The following is a 14,287-nucleotide window of genomic DNA, read 5'->3' as shown; positions in this document are numbered from 1 at the left end:
ATGGAAATATGCGGGCGGACTGATTTTTAACGCCTGCTAGGAGGTCACCAATGGATACTGGCACTCACGTTGTCATGGGCATCGCGCTTGGCGGAATCGCAACTCTTGATCCTGCCGTCGGCATGCATACCCCCATGTCTCAGGCAGTTATGATCGCCGCTCTTGCCGGCTCTCAGGCACCTGATATTGATACCATATTGAAGCTGAAAAATAATGCTGTTTATATTCGAAATCATAGAGGGTTCACACACTCCATTCCCGCCGTTTTATTTTGGTCCATTCTGATTCCGGGCATTTTGTTTATATTTTACCCGGAAGCGAACTTGCTGCACCTGTGGCTGTGGACGCTTCTGGCTGTCGTTTTGCATGTATTTGTGGACATTTTTAACGCGTACGGAACGCAGGCCATCCGCCCGTTTTCGCGAAAATGGGTCGCTCTCGGTATAATCAATACCTTTGACCCGTTTATTTTCATCAGTCATTTGGCCGCGATTGCCGTGTGGTATATCGGAGGTCATCCGGGCGTGACATTTTTGACGCTGTATATCATCCTTGCGGGTTATTACGCCGTCCGGATTATCATGCAGCTGCGGATAAAGCTGCGGCTGCGCGAGATGATTGAAGAGGAGATTGAAACCATCATCATTTCGCCGACGATGAAATTCAGGCAGTGGCGTATCGCCGTAACGACGGCCCATGCCTTTTATGTCGGCAGAAGCCTTGACGGTCATGTTGTGATATTGGATACATTCAACCGTGTGCCCGTTCCGGAAACCGATGTGATGAAGGCGGCGAAACAAGATGAAAATATTGCAGCTTTTCTTTCGTTTTCCCCCGTTTACAGGTGGGAGGTCGATACCTTTAAAGATCATTATGAGGTGCGCTTTATTGATTTGCGCTACCGGAGCAAAGGCCACTATCCTTTTGTCGCCATCGTCCACCTCAGTCATGATTTAGAGGTTCTTTCTTCTTACACGGGCTGGATTTTCAGCGAGGAAAAACTGCAGAAAAAATTAAAGCTCGGCTCTGTTTAAGAGCCGGGCTTTTTTTGTCTTCTCACATATATGACGGCAAACACGAGACTGATCACCGATATAGCGGCCGCCGGTTTAAAATACGGCGGATAATACGTTAATTGAATATCATTTTTTCCTTTTTGCGCTTTAAATCCGATAAAGGAATAATCCGCTTTTTCAATCTGTTCTTGTCTGCCGTTTATTTTCAGCTCCCAGCCTTTTTCATATGGAATCGGAAGCATGATATACGGCGCGCGGGTTTTGTTTTCATACGAAATATGAAGCGTATTTCCGCGCCAGCTGAGGTCGGCTGGCGGTTCTTTTTCCGCTTTTCGGTATGCGCTTTTCAGCGTCGCGTACCGTTCTTCGTAAAGCGCCAGTCTGTCGAGCTGATACGATCCTTTCGGCAGCCGGATTTGGATGTTTTTTGTTTTCGGCACTCTGACGGTGAGATCGTTGACACCTGTTTTGTAAATGGATTGATTCGATTTTCTCGTTGTCGTGTAATCGTTCACTTTTAATGTAAAGCCCTGGTCCTTCGCTTTGTTCATTAAATAAAAGCTGACGTAATAATCTCCGCCGTCAGCCGCGGCGCCGTGCGGCGTAATGATCAGGCCGCCTCCGTCTTCGTTTACCGTCAGGATGCCGTCACGATAATCCGCATGTTCGGGGGCTATCTCTGCCTGACGGATGATATTTTCCGCTTCTGGCGGTTTTTTCGTTTTTGTTGTGTTCGATTCCGTGACGATCCCGTCAAGCATTGCCCGTTCCCTGGCTAGGGCGGGCGCTTTTTTCAGGTCGTCCTCGTTATATACTCGATCGGCTGTCCGTACGAACGGAAGTACATATTGATTTTGATAAACCGCATAGCGGGATGATTCCATGATCTTTTTGAACCCGTACGGCACGCCGGCCTCGTTTGTTTTTTCCGTCATATAATATTTTCCGTAAAGCAGGCTGTATAAATTAGCCCTGTTTCCTAATGTCGCATAGCGGCTTACGCTTTCTCTGCCCATGTCAATCTGGAGGTCATTCCAGTAGAAGGACAGCAGATTGCGGTTCAGGATGCTTGAGTAAACGCTGAATCCGTTGAACCCGTATATGATCGGGGTATTATTGAATACGCCGTTCATCCAATCTAAACGGGCAAAGGGGTCCGGGTCTTTTTCTTTCAGACGCTGAATGAGCTCTGCTTGTTCTTTGCCTTTATAGTCAGGACCCGTCATGAATGTATGCGATACCGTATAAATCTTCCCGCCTTCTGATAAAGCATATTTTTCATATGTATTGGCCGTCAGCACCGCAGTCAAGAGAATGACGCCATAAACGGCGGGCACCGCGCCTCTCAGTCTTACCTTTGCTGCAAAAAAAGCGGCAATGGTCAGCCCCAGAAGGAGCAGGATGGACAGGTAGGCGTGATCAGAAATATCCAGGCTGAACCGTCTCATCTGGCTCCAATAGAGCAGAACGGCGAGTACGGCGGATATCAGCATACTCTTCCTGCTGATGTCCGAAAGCTTAGAAAGCCCTACCGCAACCGTTCCTGCAACCGTGAAGCACAGGACGTATTCAAACCTGTTTTGCGGAGCTGAAAAACCGTTAAAGGCGCTTGCCGCAAACGGACTGAAGTGAAACAGAATATACAGCAGACTGATTCCCGCAAACAGCCGGAACAACCGGTTTTTGTATAAAGAAAATGTAAATAGAAAAAGCAAAAAAGCCGCCGGCAGGATGATAATCCGGCTTGAAAATAAAATGTTGTCGGAGAAATCAAGCCAATCAATATGCTGTGAATACGGCGGCCGCAGATTATTGAGATATCCGTACACGACAGGGATAAAGGAGACTGCGCTTATACCGAAACCGAGCAGGCCTGACAGAATAAACATCCGGCATTGAGTGAGCCTTTTCGCCTCATTGTCTTCAAGGCGGATGATCCACCGGAATAAGATGTAAATGCCAATGAAAATCAGATTAATATACGCAAAATAAAAGTTGTTGATCAATGTCAGCGCACAGGCGAAAATAAACCACGCCGGCTTTTTTTCCCTGATGATCTTTTCCGCGCCGAACACGAGCAGCGGCAGCCACACCATGCTGTCAGTGAAAAAGTCCCAATACACCTCATGCCGGAAGTAGATAATCGAGACCCCGTACAACACGGCGCCGACAAAAGCAGGCAATGTCCGTTTGACGAAATAACGGAACACACAGGCCGCCGTGAATATGATGAAACTCTGCTTGGCGATGCTGATAAAAACGGAGGCCTGCGCCCAAAACAGCGCATCCGCCTCACCCGACAGCTGCATAAGCTGCAGAATGCGGACAGCGGCGGAAATAAACAGAAAAAGAAAAGAAGTAGAGAAATAATAGCCGAGCTGACTGTACACTCCCCCGCCCAGTCCGAACGAATAGCTGTAAAACAGCCTGCCGTTCATATATTGGTCAAACAGCAGCTTTTTGAAGACCGCCATTTGGGCGATCCCGTCTCCAGACCCCGTCATATAGCGGCCTGCCGACCACTCTTTTAAGAAAAAAACATGAGCGGCTGCCGCAGCCAGCACACAGGCTGCCGGCAAGATCCATTTATTTTTTTTCATACAACGTCTCCATACCCTGCGCACAGCGGCGGCTGTTTAATGGTTCCACTTGCGCTTTTTTGTATAATTCGTTTCATTTTGTTCTCCGTACGTAATATTCGCTTCTTTAATTAAATAGTGCGGGCGTTTTTTTGTTTCATAGTAAATCCGGCCGATGTACTCCCCGATGATGCCGAGACTCAAAAGCTGGATGCCTCCTAAAAACAGCACGGCGGAAATAATGGTGAAGTATCCGGGTACGGACACACCGTGTGTCAGAATATGAATAAAGGTCGTGACAATATAAACCATCGACAGAAGCAATATCAGAATACCGGTGAAAAAGCAAACCCTCAGCGGTTTGTTGTTAAAGGAGACGACGCCGTCCATTCCGTAGTTGAACAGATTGCTGAATGACCATTTGGACGTGCCGTTCTGCCTTTCGACATTTTCATAAAATACGATTTTCTGGTCAAATCCGATCCAGCAGAACAGCCCTTTTGAGAAGCGGTTCCCTTCACTCAGCTTCAAAAGGGCATCTACGGCCTGTCGGCTCAGCAGGCGGAAATCTCCGACCCCGTCACGCAGATCCACTTCGACGGCTTTGTTGATAAATTTATAATACAGGGAAGAAAGCACGGAACGCACGGGGCTGTCCCCTTTTCGGTTGCGCTGCGCAATGACTTGGTCATACCCTTCTTCATAGCCTTGAATGAAGTCTTTCAGCAGATGCGTCGGATGCTGCAGGTCGGCGTCCATCACGATTACCGCTTCGCCCTGCACGTGTTCAAATCCTGCCAAGATGGCCGCTTCTTTTCCGAAGTTGCGGGAAAAAGATATGTATTTGACGCGATGGTTTCTGGCGGCCACTTCTTTAATCTGCTGAAGCGTGTCATCCGCGCTTCCGTCATTGATGTAGAAAATCTCATAGTCATAATGAATCGTCTGAAACTCTTTTTTTAAAGATTCATGGATGAGCTTGACGTTATTCCCTTCATTGTAAGACGGAATAATAATTGAGATTAACCTTTGTTTCATGAAGGCACCTTCTTTGTATTATTCTTTTTTAGTACGGCCTTAAAGGCATAGTCCGCAAAACTTCAGTAAGGCTTTTCCTTTTTTTAATGTCGTTTAAACCCTTTTTTCGTTACAGGGGTAAGAAAAATTTTTCTGCATATGGTTTTATTTTGTCATGTTTTTCGGCAAAAGAAAAAGTCTTTACCCGGGACAGACTTTATTGATGAAGGTATTCATGAATCAAATGGCTGACGATGCGCGGTTTTTCGTGAATGACCCAATGGGAGGCATCATCGATGAATATTAATTCGCCGTTGGGAATCATCCGTTTTGTTTCCACGGCGAGCTTTTTGCTTAGCGCACGGTCATTGACGCCCCATATCAATCGGTACGGAACGGGCATTTTAAACGGTACGGCAGGTCCTAAACCGCCGGCTCTGATCGCCCGGTACCAGTTCAGCATAGCCGTGAGCGCTCCTTTTCTGTCCCATGCTTCTTTGTAGCTGTCGACATCTTCCCGTGAGAAAAGCTCCGGGCGTTCGGATAAGCCGATCGCATGATCCAATACGCGGTAATTGTCTTCAGATAATCTCCGTTCAGGTTTTTCCGGAAGCTGAAAGAACGCGATATAAGAGCTTTTCTTCCACTGCGGCGGGTAGAACGGGGTGACCTTCCGCATAACCGCCGGGTGCGGAATATTGACCGTGATCAATTTTTCAACGTATTGCGGCCGCGTGGATGCCAAGTGCCAGGCTACGGCTCCTCCCCAATCATGACCGATGACGACGGCCTTGTCATTTGTAAAATGAGTGATCAGCCCGATAATGTCGTCTCTGAGCGTATCAATGGTATAGTTTTCAATGCCTTCAGGTTTATCACTGAGATTATATCCGCGCTGATCAGGCACGACAACATGGTATCCGGCATCGGCAAGCGGTTTGATCTGGCTCTTCCAGCCGTACCAAAACTCCGGAAACCCGTGCAGCAGCACCGCCAAAGGACCATCTTTCGGACCGGCTGAAGCCGTGTGCAGCGTCACCCCGTTTGTTTCGATCATATGAAAAGTAATGTCATTCAATCGGTTCTCCTCCCCTTTTGTTTTAATCTTCTTTCTGTTAAGGCTATGATCAGGGCGCTGATCGCGATCAATAATACGGCCTGAACGGTCAGGCTGTACGGCTGAGTGAGCTGAATGAGCAGGCTGCCCGCAAATCCGGCTGCAGCCATCAGAAGGCCGAACAGAATCATGAGGAGCGCACTGAAACGGTTGCCTTCTTTCCACTGGAATTCATCCGCCATAGACCGTTTCGTCCGATATCCGTACAGGCTGTTAATTGACTTCGGCGGGAAAAGTGTGACTAAAATGCCGGCCGCAGCCATCAGAAGGCCTCCGATTACCATTATCATATCTGTCACTCTCCTTTTCATTTCATACGAAAGGAAAGGCGGAAAGTTTCAGAAAAAAAGCAGGCTCATCCGCCTGCCTGAATCTCTATTTTTGAGCTAAGTCGGCCGTCTTCACATAGCCTGCTTTCCCGCCGTATGTGACGTATGCCCATTTACGGTCAAATCCTCCGTCATGGCTGAATCCCCAGCCGAGCACATTGACGGTTTCACCCGCTTTAACGGAGCTTTTTTTGCCGGTTTCCAAAGTCGGCGTATAAAAATCGGTTTGTTTCGCGGTCACTGCCTTCATCGGCTGCTTCATCAGAAAATGAGTGGAGATATAGGCTTTCTGACCTTTGTAGTTAATCTCGGCCCAATCTGCCCCTTCAAGCTGTTTAACCTTTACGGCATCTTCTGAACGGAGCGTGCCGACAATCACCCCTTGTTTATTTGGTTCTTTACGGACGTTAAGTTCTCCTGCTTTCACGATATATGTATCTGCTGCGGTGTCCAGTTTTGTCTGATGAGCTGGTGCGGCATTCGCTGCCGGATCAAAAAAAACGGTGCCTGCGGCTAAAAATAAGCAAAGTCCTGCGGCCGGAATAAATGCGGTTAACCCTTTTTTCATGTTCATTGTGGTTCCTCCCCGCTATTTTATAAGTTATTACACATTTCCACACTCCGCGGGTTATCAAACATGTTTTTCCTATTTCTTTTATAAAAAGAAAAAACCGCCGGGAGATATCCGGCGGAACGCACTGGTATGTTAATGCAGGAGTCCCCTGCTTTGATCCAAATAATGAGAAACGTCTTCCCGCATGCTTTGGAACATATGGAGCTTGCTGCCGTATGATTCAATCCATTCCTTAACGACGCGTTCTGTCATTTGCTCTCCTTGATACGGGCGGCCGGCTTTTGCGTAAGTCGCTTCGAAATCTCCCCATAAGAGCTCAACCCAAGTTCGCGCTTGCAAATAGCTGATCATGTCATTTTTCTCAAGCAGCAAATTCGTCAGTTTGTCGATATATGTATTCATGTCTCTGTCTCCTTTCCTTGGGAAAACCTGCTGCTTTTACACAGCTTGTCACAGGCATATACTAACTTTACGTCTTCAGTCCAGAAGGCGCAACCTTTTGATATTGGCCGAGGGGGAAAACAAATGGTCCGGAACAAGGCAAAAGGATTTCCAAATCAGAACAACAATAAGTTTGAAGGCGAACCGCGGGCAAAGGATGACTACGCTTCTAAACGGGCGGACGGTTCAATTAATTCGCACCCGCAAGAGCGCATGAGAGCTTCAGGCAGACGATAACACATAACGTAAAGAGACCGGGAATGGCCCGGTCTCTTTTTTGCGGCGAAAAAAAGGTCATAACGCCAAACAAATTCCATAATATGTTAAATGTTAAACCGAAAGCCGGTAGACAAAAAAGGAGGGGGTTTTATACAATGAAGACAGTTTCAAAACGATTGCTGAGCTTTACCGCATTCTTTCTGTCAGTTTCATTATTTGCTGTTTCAGCAGAAGCCCAAGGCAGTCCGCAGACATCCGTATCGAACAGCGGTGAGGAGTTTGACGCAAGTCCGAATCAGCCTGTAAAAACAACACAAACATCTCCAGCTTATGAAGGAACGGGCCTCACCAAAAAACATCCTGCACAAAACGGCAAAGCCGACATCAAGTCATTAAAGCCTTCCAGTATTATAGGGACAGACGAACGAATCAGAATTTCTCCGACAACATCATTTCCTTATCGCGCGACAGCACAGCTGACCGTTACATACAGCGGCAGCACAAGCACTTACGGATGCACCGGATTTTTTGTCAATGCAGACACGATCGTCACGGCCGGACATTGTGTGTATGATCAGAAAAACGGCTGGGCATCGAAAATCACGGCAGCTCCCGGCCGCAACGGCTCATCGTACCCGTACGGATCATATTCAGGCAAGACATTCTACAGTGTCAAAGGATGGACAGAAAACGGTGATACCAACTATGATTACGGGGCAATTAAAGTAGACGGATCGCCCGGGAATACTGTCGGCTGGTACGGCTACCGGACGACCAACAGTTCCAGTCCGGCCAGGCTGTCTTCAACTGTGACGGGATATCCATGCGACAAAGTGTCCGGTTCCATGTGGTCTGACAGCAAGCCGATACGTTCGGCCGAGACATATAAACTCACTTACACGACAGACACGTTCGGCTGCCAGAGCGGATCGCCCGTTTATCACAATTACAGCGATACCGGCCAGACCGCCATTGCCGTTCATACAAACGGCGGGTCGACTTACAATCTGGGAACAAGGGTGACAAATAGTGTTTTCGACAACATTCAATATTGGTCAAATCAATAAAGTTTTTATTTTCTTTCTCGCCGCGGCTGTTTTATGCGGATGCAGCAAAGCGGATGATTCCGCCGCCGGCAAAAAAACACTGCCCGTTACTCTCCATTTTGAGGATGCTGACGGCTCACCTGCTGACGGTGTGACGGTCACAGTGATGAAAGCGGCGGAGTCAGATGATCAGCCGAATATAGACCGCGGAGAGATAATAGGCAAGACCGATCACCACGGCAATATCGCCTGGAAAAGCGGGACGGAAGGAACCTATGCCGTCGTTTTTGAAAAAGACGGCATACCGGAAACCCGGAATATTTCCTTAGTTGAGAGCGATAAACATACGGTGATCAGCTTTACATTGAAACATTAAAAAAGCTTGCAGGCGGATTATCCGCTGCAAGCTTTTTGTTATCCTTTATGCACTTGGTATTCATAGACATCTTTCTTCTCAGACAGATGAGCGAATGTGGAAAGCACAAGGCCGAGAGCGGTCATCAGCGCACCGCCTGCAAACAGCCATGAGTAAGATCCCGTTCCGCCGAGAATCAATCCGCCGAGCCAAGCGCCGAGCGCGTTTGCAAGGTTAAATGCGGAAACGCTCACCGCGGCGGCAATTGTCGTGCCGTTTTCAGATGAAGAAATAACCTTTGTCTGTAAAAGCGGCGGCGTGCCGAACGCGCATGCGCCGAATAAAAATGTCGCGGAAACGGCCGCGGCAGGAAAAACAGCGATATAAGGGAAGATCGCCAAGACGCCGATCAACGATCATCACACCGATCATTGTGCGCGTCAGCAGTTTGAGCGGCACTTTCCCTGCGAAGAAATTCCCCGCCACTCCGCCGAGACCGTAGGCAAATAATGCGCCTGTAATGCCGACCGTGCCGAATCCCGCTGAATCTCTTAAAATCGGCTCAATAAACGTGTAAGCAATAAATACGCCGGAGTAGCCGAGAATGGTGATCGCAAAGGAGAAGATCACTTGCTTATGCTTAAAGACACTCCATTCATTCATCAGCATCGGAATCACTTTCGGTTTTCGATTCGGTACGACCAGCATCAGGCCGATCAGCCCGATCATGCCTAAAACGGAAATAATGAAAAAGACGGCCCGCCAGTTAAGAACATCCCCTAAATAAGAGCCGAACGGAACGCCGAGCATCAGCGCCACGGTTAATCCCCCGTTCATGGACGCAGCTGCGGCGGAACGTTTTTCAGGCGGCACCATTTCACTCGCAAACACCATGGCGATCGCAAAAAAGGCTCCGTGGATGGATGCGGATAAAATTCTTGAAATCGCCAGCACGGCGAAGTTTGGCGCAAAGACGCTCATCAGGTTGGCAAGGACAAAGATGCCCATCAAGCTGAGCAGCACCGGCTTTCTCGGAAGTTTAACCGCGATAATCGTTACAATCGGGCCCGTCAGGCAGACGCTTGCCGCATACGCGGTAACAAGCATACCCGCTGAAGAAACATGTATATGAAAGTCATCGGCAATCTACGTCAGAATACCCATGACAGCATATTCCGTATAACCGATGGAAAAAGTGCAAATCATTAAAACAAAAATCATTAATTTCACAGATGGCTGTTTCATTTTGATATTCAACGCTAATCGCCTCCTTTTACTAAAAAACAACGAATTCCATCTTAAAAGATATCGAAAATGAATTCAAACATTTTTTACTGAAAGTGTGAAACGAATGTGCCCGAAAATAAAAAGAGACCGGATCCGGTCTCTTTCGTTAACTTTTTTCTTTTAAAACGGAAATCGGCAGTGCTTCTTCCTGATCAGGCGACGAAGATCTGTGTCCCCAGGCGAATACGCCGTTCATGTAATCAATGCGGAACGTATCATCAGTACCTTCTATCTGATACTCCGCGCCCGGCAGAAAGTCTTCCGGGTTCTGCATGTAGGCTTTGGCCATCGTGATTTTCCGTTCAAGCACGGCCAGTTCATTTACAATGCCCATCTGTTCTGCTTTTCGCGCTTTTTCAGTCAGGCCCGCAATTTCCGTCTGTAGTTCATGAGGCGTCATTTGACTGTATCGTTTGTCCATTTCAGCTTACTCCTCTTCCTGCAAAAATTGTTCAATGTCGTCAATCGAGAATCCTTTTCTGAATAAGTACTGCTTGACCTTCATTCCGCTTTCATAGCTGCCGTCATAGCGGTATTTCCTGATTGCTTTTTCCGCATGAGTCTTCAAAGCTTCCATCTCAGCTTCGTCATCATTCTCATACTCCGTCTGCTCCAGAGCGGCATTGATGACGTCGAAAGGGAAGCCTTTTCGCTGAAGCTGCATCTGGGCCCGCTGTCTGATCTCTTTTGTGGACAGCTTTTTGTCTTTTTTCAGGATTTTTCCGATATGTTTCAGCGCTTCCTGTATCTGCTCATCAAACGTAAACGCACTGAGCGTCTCCTTAATGGTATCGTCGTCTATTCCTTTCGCTTTCAGCTCGCGAAACAGGACGTCAGGCCCTTTGCCGTTTGTTTTTTTGTGGGTGCTCGCATAGGCTTCGGCAAATTCTTTGTCATTTAAGTAGCGGTAATCGTACAGTTTGTGGATGACTTCAGAAATAACCATCTCAGGTGTTTCTTTTTTTTTCAAATGGTCCCGGACTTCTTTTTCAGAGCGCATCCGGTATGATAAAAATTCGACGGCGCGGTTAAAGGCTTTTTTCACTTCATCGCCGTGACTGATTTCAAGAATGTCAAGCTCGTCCAGTTCTTTCCCTTTTTTCAGGTCAAAACGAACAAGCACGTCGGCGTCGACGCTGAATGCATATTTCTCATCAAGGAAGATGTTGAAGCGTTCGGTATTTTTCTTTTGGGTCGATATTTTTGTAATAAACGGCATCCCGATCTCCTTTCCCGCCCCGATTTTCAGGCGTTTTTCTTTTAGGCAAATGAGGTAAAGTATATTTATCAACGTGTAAGGAGAGATGGATATGAATATCGCGATGACAGGCGGCACGGGTTTTCTGGGCCGGCATCTGACAGGTGTGTTTACCCGCCAGGGACATCATGTCTATATTTTATCAAGAAAACAAAGAGAAACCGAACAAAAAAATGTGACATATGTTCAATGGCTGGCCGAAAACGCGGCGCCTGAGCGCGAGCTTCCCCCTATTGATGTATGGGTGAACCTCGCGGGCAAATCCATCTTTGACCGCTGGACGGACACAACGAAGGAACAAATCATCTCAAGCCGGGTAGAAGCGACGAGAGAAGTCAGACGGATTATCCGGCAGCAGGCAAAAAAACCCCGGGCTTTAATTCAGGCAAGCGCCGTCGGCATTTACGGCACAAGCACAGAGAAAACGTTCACTGAGCAGTCAGATACGTCAAATGAAGACTTCCTCAGTCATACGGCTCATATGTGGGAGCGTGAAGGCCAGAAAATTGAAGCGCTCGGCATTCGGACGGTATATGCCAGATTCGGCGTGATGCTCGGTGAAAAAGGCGCCCTGCCGCTCATGGTTCTCCCTTATAAGCTGTTGGCGGGCGGCACCGTCGGCTCAGGACGGCAATGGCTGTCATGGGTTCATGTCGATGATGCGGCGGAACTCATCGCTTATGCGGCGGAGCATGATGACTTGTCCGGCCCGATGAATGTGACCTCGCCGAACCCTGTTGAAATGAAGCAATTCGGTAAGACGATCGCAACCGTCCTGCACCGCCCCCACTGGATTCCCGTACCGGAATTTTTTCTGGAGAAGGCATTGGGAGAAATGAGCCTGCTGATCGTAAAAGGGCAGCGCGCCCTGCCTAAGCAGGCGCTGACATCCGGTTTTCAATTTACGTATGAAGAGCTTGATTTCGCTTTAAAGGATCTCTTACCTGCATAAAAACGGAAATAAAAGCCAATCCTATTGGTATTCTGTTTTGAAGGAGGATCTTCTTTTATGGAAAAGAAGCGCGAAAAACATCAGCAGGGAGCCAACCTGAAAAAAATGCAGGAAGTCCTTTATTCCGGTGAATTCAAAAAAGCGGAAAAAGCAGCCAAACGGAAATAAGCTGAATAAAGATCGGGACTGGGCAGATACTATGTTTGTTTGATATCACTTTTTTCAGGGGGCGATTGATATGGGCAGAAATCATACTCACAAAAACCGTGATAAAAACAAACAAAAGCTTCCTCAAGTTCCGGACGCTTTGAAACGCGAAACGGACGGCACATATGAGGAATATTCAAGCGAGCTTGCTGATTCCGCTGACCGCGAAGCGCAGGCGCGGATGAAAGCCGCTGACAACAGAGCTAAAAGCAAAAACCGCTAATACAAAATCCCCGCCTCTTGAAGGACGGGGATTTTTTTACAGTTCGGTAAACAGGCTTTTTGCCGGCGTCCGTTCTTTCGCCTTAGGCTGTTCATCCGGATAGCCCGTTTGAATGATCGCCGCAAAGCGCTCATTGTCTGCAAGGCCGAAGTCTTGATGCATCTGTTTGTCATACATGATACGGCCGCTTTTCCAAACCATGCCGATGCCGTTTTCATGTGCGAGAAGCTGAAGGTTTTGAATCATGCCGCTCAGCGCAGCGAAATCATCGTTTCTCGTAAATTCATTTTCATCTTCTTTTAAGACGACCAATAAAAATCCCGGAACGGCGCTGAGGTTTTTTCTCATGTTCTGCTCTTTTTCCTCGTTGAAATCATCTTTTATCTTCTTGAAAAATGAGACGTAGCTGTCCGCAAGCTTTGCTTTTCCCGCTTCGCTTGCCGCGTAAATAAAACGCCACGGCTCCGTCAGCCTGTGGTTCGGTGCGTAAACGGCCGTTTCAAGCATATCTAATATGACTTCAGAAGGTACGGTTTCCGGTTTAAACGACCGGATGGATCTTCTGTTTCTGATCGTATGTTTAAGTCTCTCGTTTTGCTGTGATTGTTCGGTTTTCGGCATGCCGATTCACCTTCCTATTCAATTGAAAATGATTATCATTTATAATATAACGGATAGAACCGTCTTTTGTAAACCGTTACGGAAGCTGAAGATTGATTGATTCGGCATACACAGCCGTTCCCGTCATCTGGATATTCATCTCTCCGTCTTCCTCCGTGATCCTGATTTCCACTTTTCCGTCTTTCCCTATTTCCTGACCTTGTTCAATCGTCAGCCATTCGGCACCGGAGCCTCCGTATTGCCGCATATAGGCTGCCATGACGCCTGAAGCGGTTCCCGTGACGGGATCTTCGGTCGTTCCGGAAAAGGGGGAAGAAAAATGGCGTCCGTGCAGATCGCTTTCAGAATGCACGGTTTCCAGAGAAAAAGGATGAACGCTCGCTTTCGGGAGATCGTGCAAAATGGCGGGAAATTGTGTGTTGTCCGGCACCATATTTCGTGATGCTTCCAGTGATCTCAGCGGAACAATCAGTGTCCAAATTCCCGTTGATCCGTAAACAATCGGAAGCTCATCGTGAAAATCCTCCGCCGTAATGCCGAGAGAGGCCGCAAGCTTTTCTTTGTCTCCCGTAAACGGCAGAAATTGCGGGGAAGCCTGTTTGAGCGTGATGTACACCCGCCCTTTTCGTTCAGCGGCTTTTACAGGAAGAATGCCGGCTTTCGTTTCAATTTGATACGTCTGATCAGCCTGAAGCTTTCCCTTTTCAATTAATGCATACAGAGAGGCAACGGTAGCATGTCCGCATAAATTCATTTCATGGCCGGGTGTAAAATAGCGGATTTTCAAATCGGCTTCTCCGCTTTTGCAGAGAAATGATGTTTCATTGTATCCTGCCATTTCGGCGATCATCTGCATTTCTTCATCTGAATAATCATCTCCGTTAAGAACGATTCCCGCGGGATTTCCCAAATCAGGAACATCGGTAAACGCTTCGTATTTCAATACGTCCGCCTGTTTCATTCATCAATCTTCCTTTCGCCTTATGATCATGTTATTCAGTATAACAAAAGAAGCGGGAATTTTCGGTTAATTACCCAGAAAAAAA

At 47.5% G+C, this 14,287-nt stretch carries 17 protein-coding genes and 1 pseudogene; 7 read left to right on the top strand and 11 right to left on the bottom strand.

Annotated elements, in window-relative coordinates; genetic code table 11:
* The first annotated feature begins 50 nt into the window (after positions 1-50).
* A complete protein-coding gene (locus MHH91_RS04475; RefSeq protein ID WP_013351447.1) occupies positions 51-1,034 on the top strand; it encodes a metal-dependent hydrolase in 984 nt (327 codons plus the stop codon).
* Here the strand turns inward: MHH91_RS04475 and MHH91_RS04470 are convergent.
* The 6 genes from MHH91_RS04470 to MHH91_RS04445 all read right to left on the bottom strand — a co-directional run bounded on the left by MHH91_RS04470 (position 1,031) and on the right by MHH91_RS04445 (position 7,034).
* Positions 1,031-3,616 (bottom strand): YfhO family protein, encoded by a 2,586-nt coding sequence (locus MHH91_RS04470; protein WP_014471591.1) that lies wholly within the window; start codon positions 3,614-3,616, stop codon positions 1,031-1,033. The genes MHH91_RS04475 and MHH91_RS04470 overlap by 4 nt on opposite strands.
* A gap of 36 nt (positions 3,617-3,652) precedes the next feature.
* Positions 3,653-4,633, bottom strand: coding sequence for a glycosyltransferase family 2 protein (locus tag MHH91_RS04465; RefSeq protein ID WP_014471590.1), 981 nt, complete (start codon positions 4,631-4,633; stop codon positions 3,653-3,655).
* A 196-nt stretch (positions 4,634-4,829) separates the two neighbouring features.
* Positions 4,830-5,690, bottom strand: a complete 861-nt coding sequence (locus MHH91_RS04460; protein WP_014469932.1) for an alpha/beta fold hydrolase — start codon at positions 5,688-5,690, stop codon at positions 4,830-4,832.
* On the bottom strand, positions 5,687-6,019 hold the full coding sequence (locus MHH91_RS04455) for an SdpI family protein (protein WP_014469931.1): 333 nt from the start codon (positions 6,017-6,019) through the stop codon (positions 5,687-5,689). The genes MHH91_RS04460 and MHH91_RS04455 overlap by 4 nt, the downstream gene beginning before the upstream one ends.
* A gap of 85 nt (positions 6,020-6,104) precedes the next feature.
* Positions 6,105-6,632, bottom strand: a complete 528-nt coding sequence (locus tag MHH91_RS04450) for an SH3 domain-containing protein (RefSeq protein ID WP_014469930.1) — start codon at positions 6,630-6,632, stop codon at positions 6,105-6,107.
* Positions 6,633-6,764: 132 nt separating this feature from the next.
* Positions 6,765-7,034, bottom strand: a complete 270-nt coding sequence (locus MHH91_RS04445) for a YfhJ family protein (protein WP_013351439.1) — start codon at positions 7,032-7,034, stop codon at positions 6,765-6,767.
* A gap of 123 nt (positions 7,035-7,157) precedes the next feature.
* Between MHH91_RS04445 and MHH91_RS04440 the strand changes: the two genes are divergently transcribed.
* The 3 genes from MHH91_RS04440 (at position 7,158) to MHH91_RS04430 (ending at position 8,714) form a co-directional block, all read left to right on the top strand.
* On the top strand, positions 7,158-7,310 hold the full coding sequence (locus MHH91_RS04440; RefSeq protein ID WP_003155495.1) for a small, acid-soluble spore protein K: 153 nt from the start codon (positions 7,158-7,160) through the stop codon (positions 7,308-7,310).
* 137 nt (positions 7,311-7,447) lie between these two features.
* The gene (locus MHH91_RS04435) at positions 7,448-8,359 is read left to right on the top strand and encodes a trypsin-like serine peptidase (RefSeq protein WP_014469929.1); all 912 of its coding nucleotides are present in this window, start codon (positions 7,448-7,450) and stop codon (positions 8,357-8,359) included.
* The gene (locus MHH91_RS04430; RefSeq protein ID WP_014469928.1) at positions 8,322-8,714 is read left to right on the top strand and encodes a DUF2606 family protein; all 393 of its coding nucleotides are present in this window, start codon (positions 8,322-8,324) and stop codon (positions 8,712-8,714) included. Before MHH91_RS04435 ends, MHH91_RS04430 begins: the two co-directional genes overlap by 38 nt.
* 38 nt (positions 8,715-8,752) lie before the next feature.
* On the opposite strand, the pseudogene MHH91_RS04425 reads toward MHH91_RS04430, so the two are convergent.
* The 3 genes and pseudogenes from MHH91_RS04425 to recX all read right to left on the bottom strand — a co-directional run bounded on the left by MHH91_RS04425 (position 8,753) and on the right by recX (position 11,199).
* Positions 8,753-9,839, bottom strand: a pseudogene (locus tag MHH91_RS04425) (MFS transporter).
* A gap of 247 nt (positions 9,840-10,086) precedes the next feature.
* The gene (locus MHH91_RS04420; RefSeq protein ID WP_013351435.1) at positions 10,087-10,401 is read right to left on the bottom strand and encodes a YfhH family protein; all 315 of its coding nucleotides are present in this window, start codon (positions 10,399-10,401) and stop codon (positions 10,087-10,089) included.
* Positions 10,402-10,407: 6 nt separating this feature from the next.
* A complete protein-coding gene (gene recX / locus MHH91_RS04415; protein ID WP_013351434.1) occupies positions 10,408-11,199 on the bottom strand; it encodes a recombination regulator RecX in 792 nt (263 codons plus the stop codon).
* Between the two features lie 91 nt (positions 11,200-11,290).
* Here recX and MHH91_RS04410 point away from each other — a divergent pair, with 91 nt between their 5' ends.
* The 3 genes from MHH91_RS04410 to MHH91_RS04400 all read left to right on the top strand — a co-directional run bounded on the left by MHH91_RS04410 (position 11,291) and on the right by MHH91_RS04400 (position 12,620).
* A complete protein-coding gene (locus MHH91_RS04410) occupies positions 11,291-12,190 on the top strand; it encodes a TIGR01777 family oxidoreductase (RefSeq protein WP_013351433.1) in 900 nt (299 codons plus the stop codon).
* 57 nt (positions 12,191-12,247) lie between these two features.
* Positions 12,248-12,358 (top strand): YfhE family protein, encoded by a 111-nt coding sequence (locus MHH91_RS04405; protein WP_003223230.1) that lies wholly within the window; start codon positions 12,248-12,250, stop codon positions 12,356-12,358.
* Positions 12,359-12,428: 70 nt separating this feature from the next.
* Positions 12,429-12,620, top strand: coding sequence for a YfhD family protein (locus tag MHH91_RS04400; RefSeq protein WP_013351432.1), 192 nt, complete (start codon positions 12,429-12,431; stop codon positions 12,618-12,620).
* Positions 12,621-12,656: 36 nt separating this feature from the next.
* Here MHH91_RS04400 and MHH91_RS04395 read toward each other — a convergent pair whose 3' ends face one another.
* Together MHH91_RS04395 and MHH91_RS04390 are read right to left on the bottom strand one after the other, a co-directional pair.
* A complete protein-coding gene (locus MHH91_RS04395; protein WP_013351431.1) occupies positions 12,657-13,241 on the bottom strand; it encodes a nitroreductase family protein in 585 nt (194 codons plus the stop codon).
* A gap of 76 nt (positions 13,242-13,317) precedes the next feature.
* Complete coding sequence (locus MHH91_RS04390) at positions 13,318-14,202, bottom strand: PhzF family phenazine biosynthesis isomerase (protein WP_013351430.1); 885 nt, start codon at positions 14,200-14,202, stop codon at positions 13,318-13,320.
* Positions 14,203-14,287: the final 85 nt, after the last annotated feature.

The organism is Bacillus sp. FSL K6-2819, from assembly GCF_038008305.1.
Taxonomy (GTDB): Bacteria; Bacillota; Bacilli; order Bacillales; family Bacillaceae; genus Bacillus; species Bacillus amyloliquefaciens.
This window is presented reverse-complemented; position numbering and strand designations above follow the sequence as displayed.

What these genes read in the sequence shown, in the direction of transcription:
- MHH91_RS04475 (WP_013351447.1), top strand. Translation starts at nt 51, where the DNA reads ATGGATACTGGCACTCACGTTGTCATGGGCATCGCGCTTGGCGGAATC.
- MHH91_RS04470 (WP_014471591.1), bottom strand. Translation starts at nt 3,616, where the DNA reads ATGAAAAAAAATAAATGGATCTTGCCGGCAGCCTGTGTGCTGGCTGCG.
- MHH91_RS04465 (WP_014471590.1), bottom strand. Translation starts at nt 4,633, where the DNA reads ATGAAACAAAGGTTAATCTCAATTATTATTCCGTCTTACAATGAAGGG.
- MHH91_RS04455 (WP_014469931.1), bottom strand. Translation starts at nt 6,019, where the DNA reads ATGATAATGGTAATCGGAGGCCTTCTGATGGCTGCGGCCGGCATTTTA.
- MHH91_RS04450 (WP_014469930.1), bottom strand. Translation starts at nt 6,632, where the DNA reads ATGAACATGAAAAAAGGGTTAACCGCATTTATTCCGGCCGCAGGACTT.
- MHH91_RS04445 (WP_013351439.1), bottom strand. Translation starts at nt 7,034, where the DNA reads ATGAATACATATATCGACAAACTGACGAATTTGCTGCTTGAGAAAAAT.
- MHH91_RS04440 (WP_003155495.1), top strand. Translation starts at nt 7,158, where the DNA reads ATGGTCCGGAACAAGGCAAAAGGATTTCCAAATCAGAACAACAATAAG.
- MHH91_RS04435 (WP_014469929.1), top strand. Translation starts at nt 7,448, where the DNA reads ATGAAGACAGTTTCAAAACGATTGCTGAGCTTTACCGCATTCTTTCTG.
- MHH91_RS04420 (WP_013351435.1), bottom strand. Translation starts at nt 10,401, where the DNA reads ATGGACAAACGATACAGTCAAATGACGCCTCATGAACTACAGACGGAA.
- recX (WP_013351434.1), bottom strand. Translation starts at nt 11,199, where the DNA reads ATGCCGTTTATTACAAAAATATCGACCCAAAAGAAAAATACCGAACGC.
- MHH91_RS04410 (WP_013351433.1), top strand. Translation starts at nt 11,291, where the DNA reads ATGAATATCGCGATGACAGGCGGCACGGGTTTTCTGGGCCGGCATCTG.
- MHH91_RS04405 (WP_003223230.1), top strand. Translation starts at nt 12,248, where the DNA reads ATGGAAAAGAAGCGCGAAAAACATCAGCAGGGAGCCAACCTGAAAAAA.
- MHH91_RS04400 (WP_013351432.1), top strand. Translation starts at nt 12,429, where the DNA reads ATGGGCAGAAATCATACTCACAAAAACCGTGATAAAAACAAACAAAAG.
- MHH91_RS04395 (WP_013351431.1), bottom strand. Translation starts at nt 13,241, where the DNA reads ATGCCGAAAACCGAACAATCACAGCAAAACGAGAGACTTAAACATACG.
- MHH91_RS04390 (WP_013351430.1), bottom strand. Translation starts at nt 14,202, where the DNA reads ATGAAACAGGCGGACGTATTGAAATACGAAGCGTTTACCGATGTTCCT.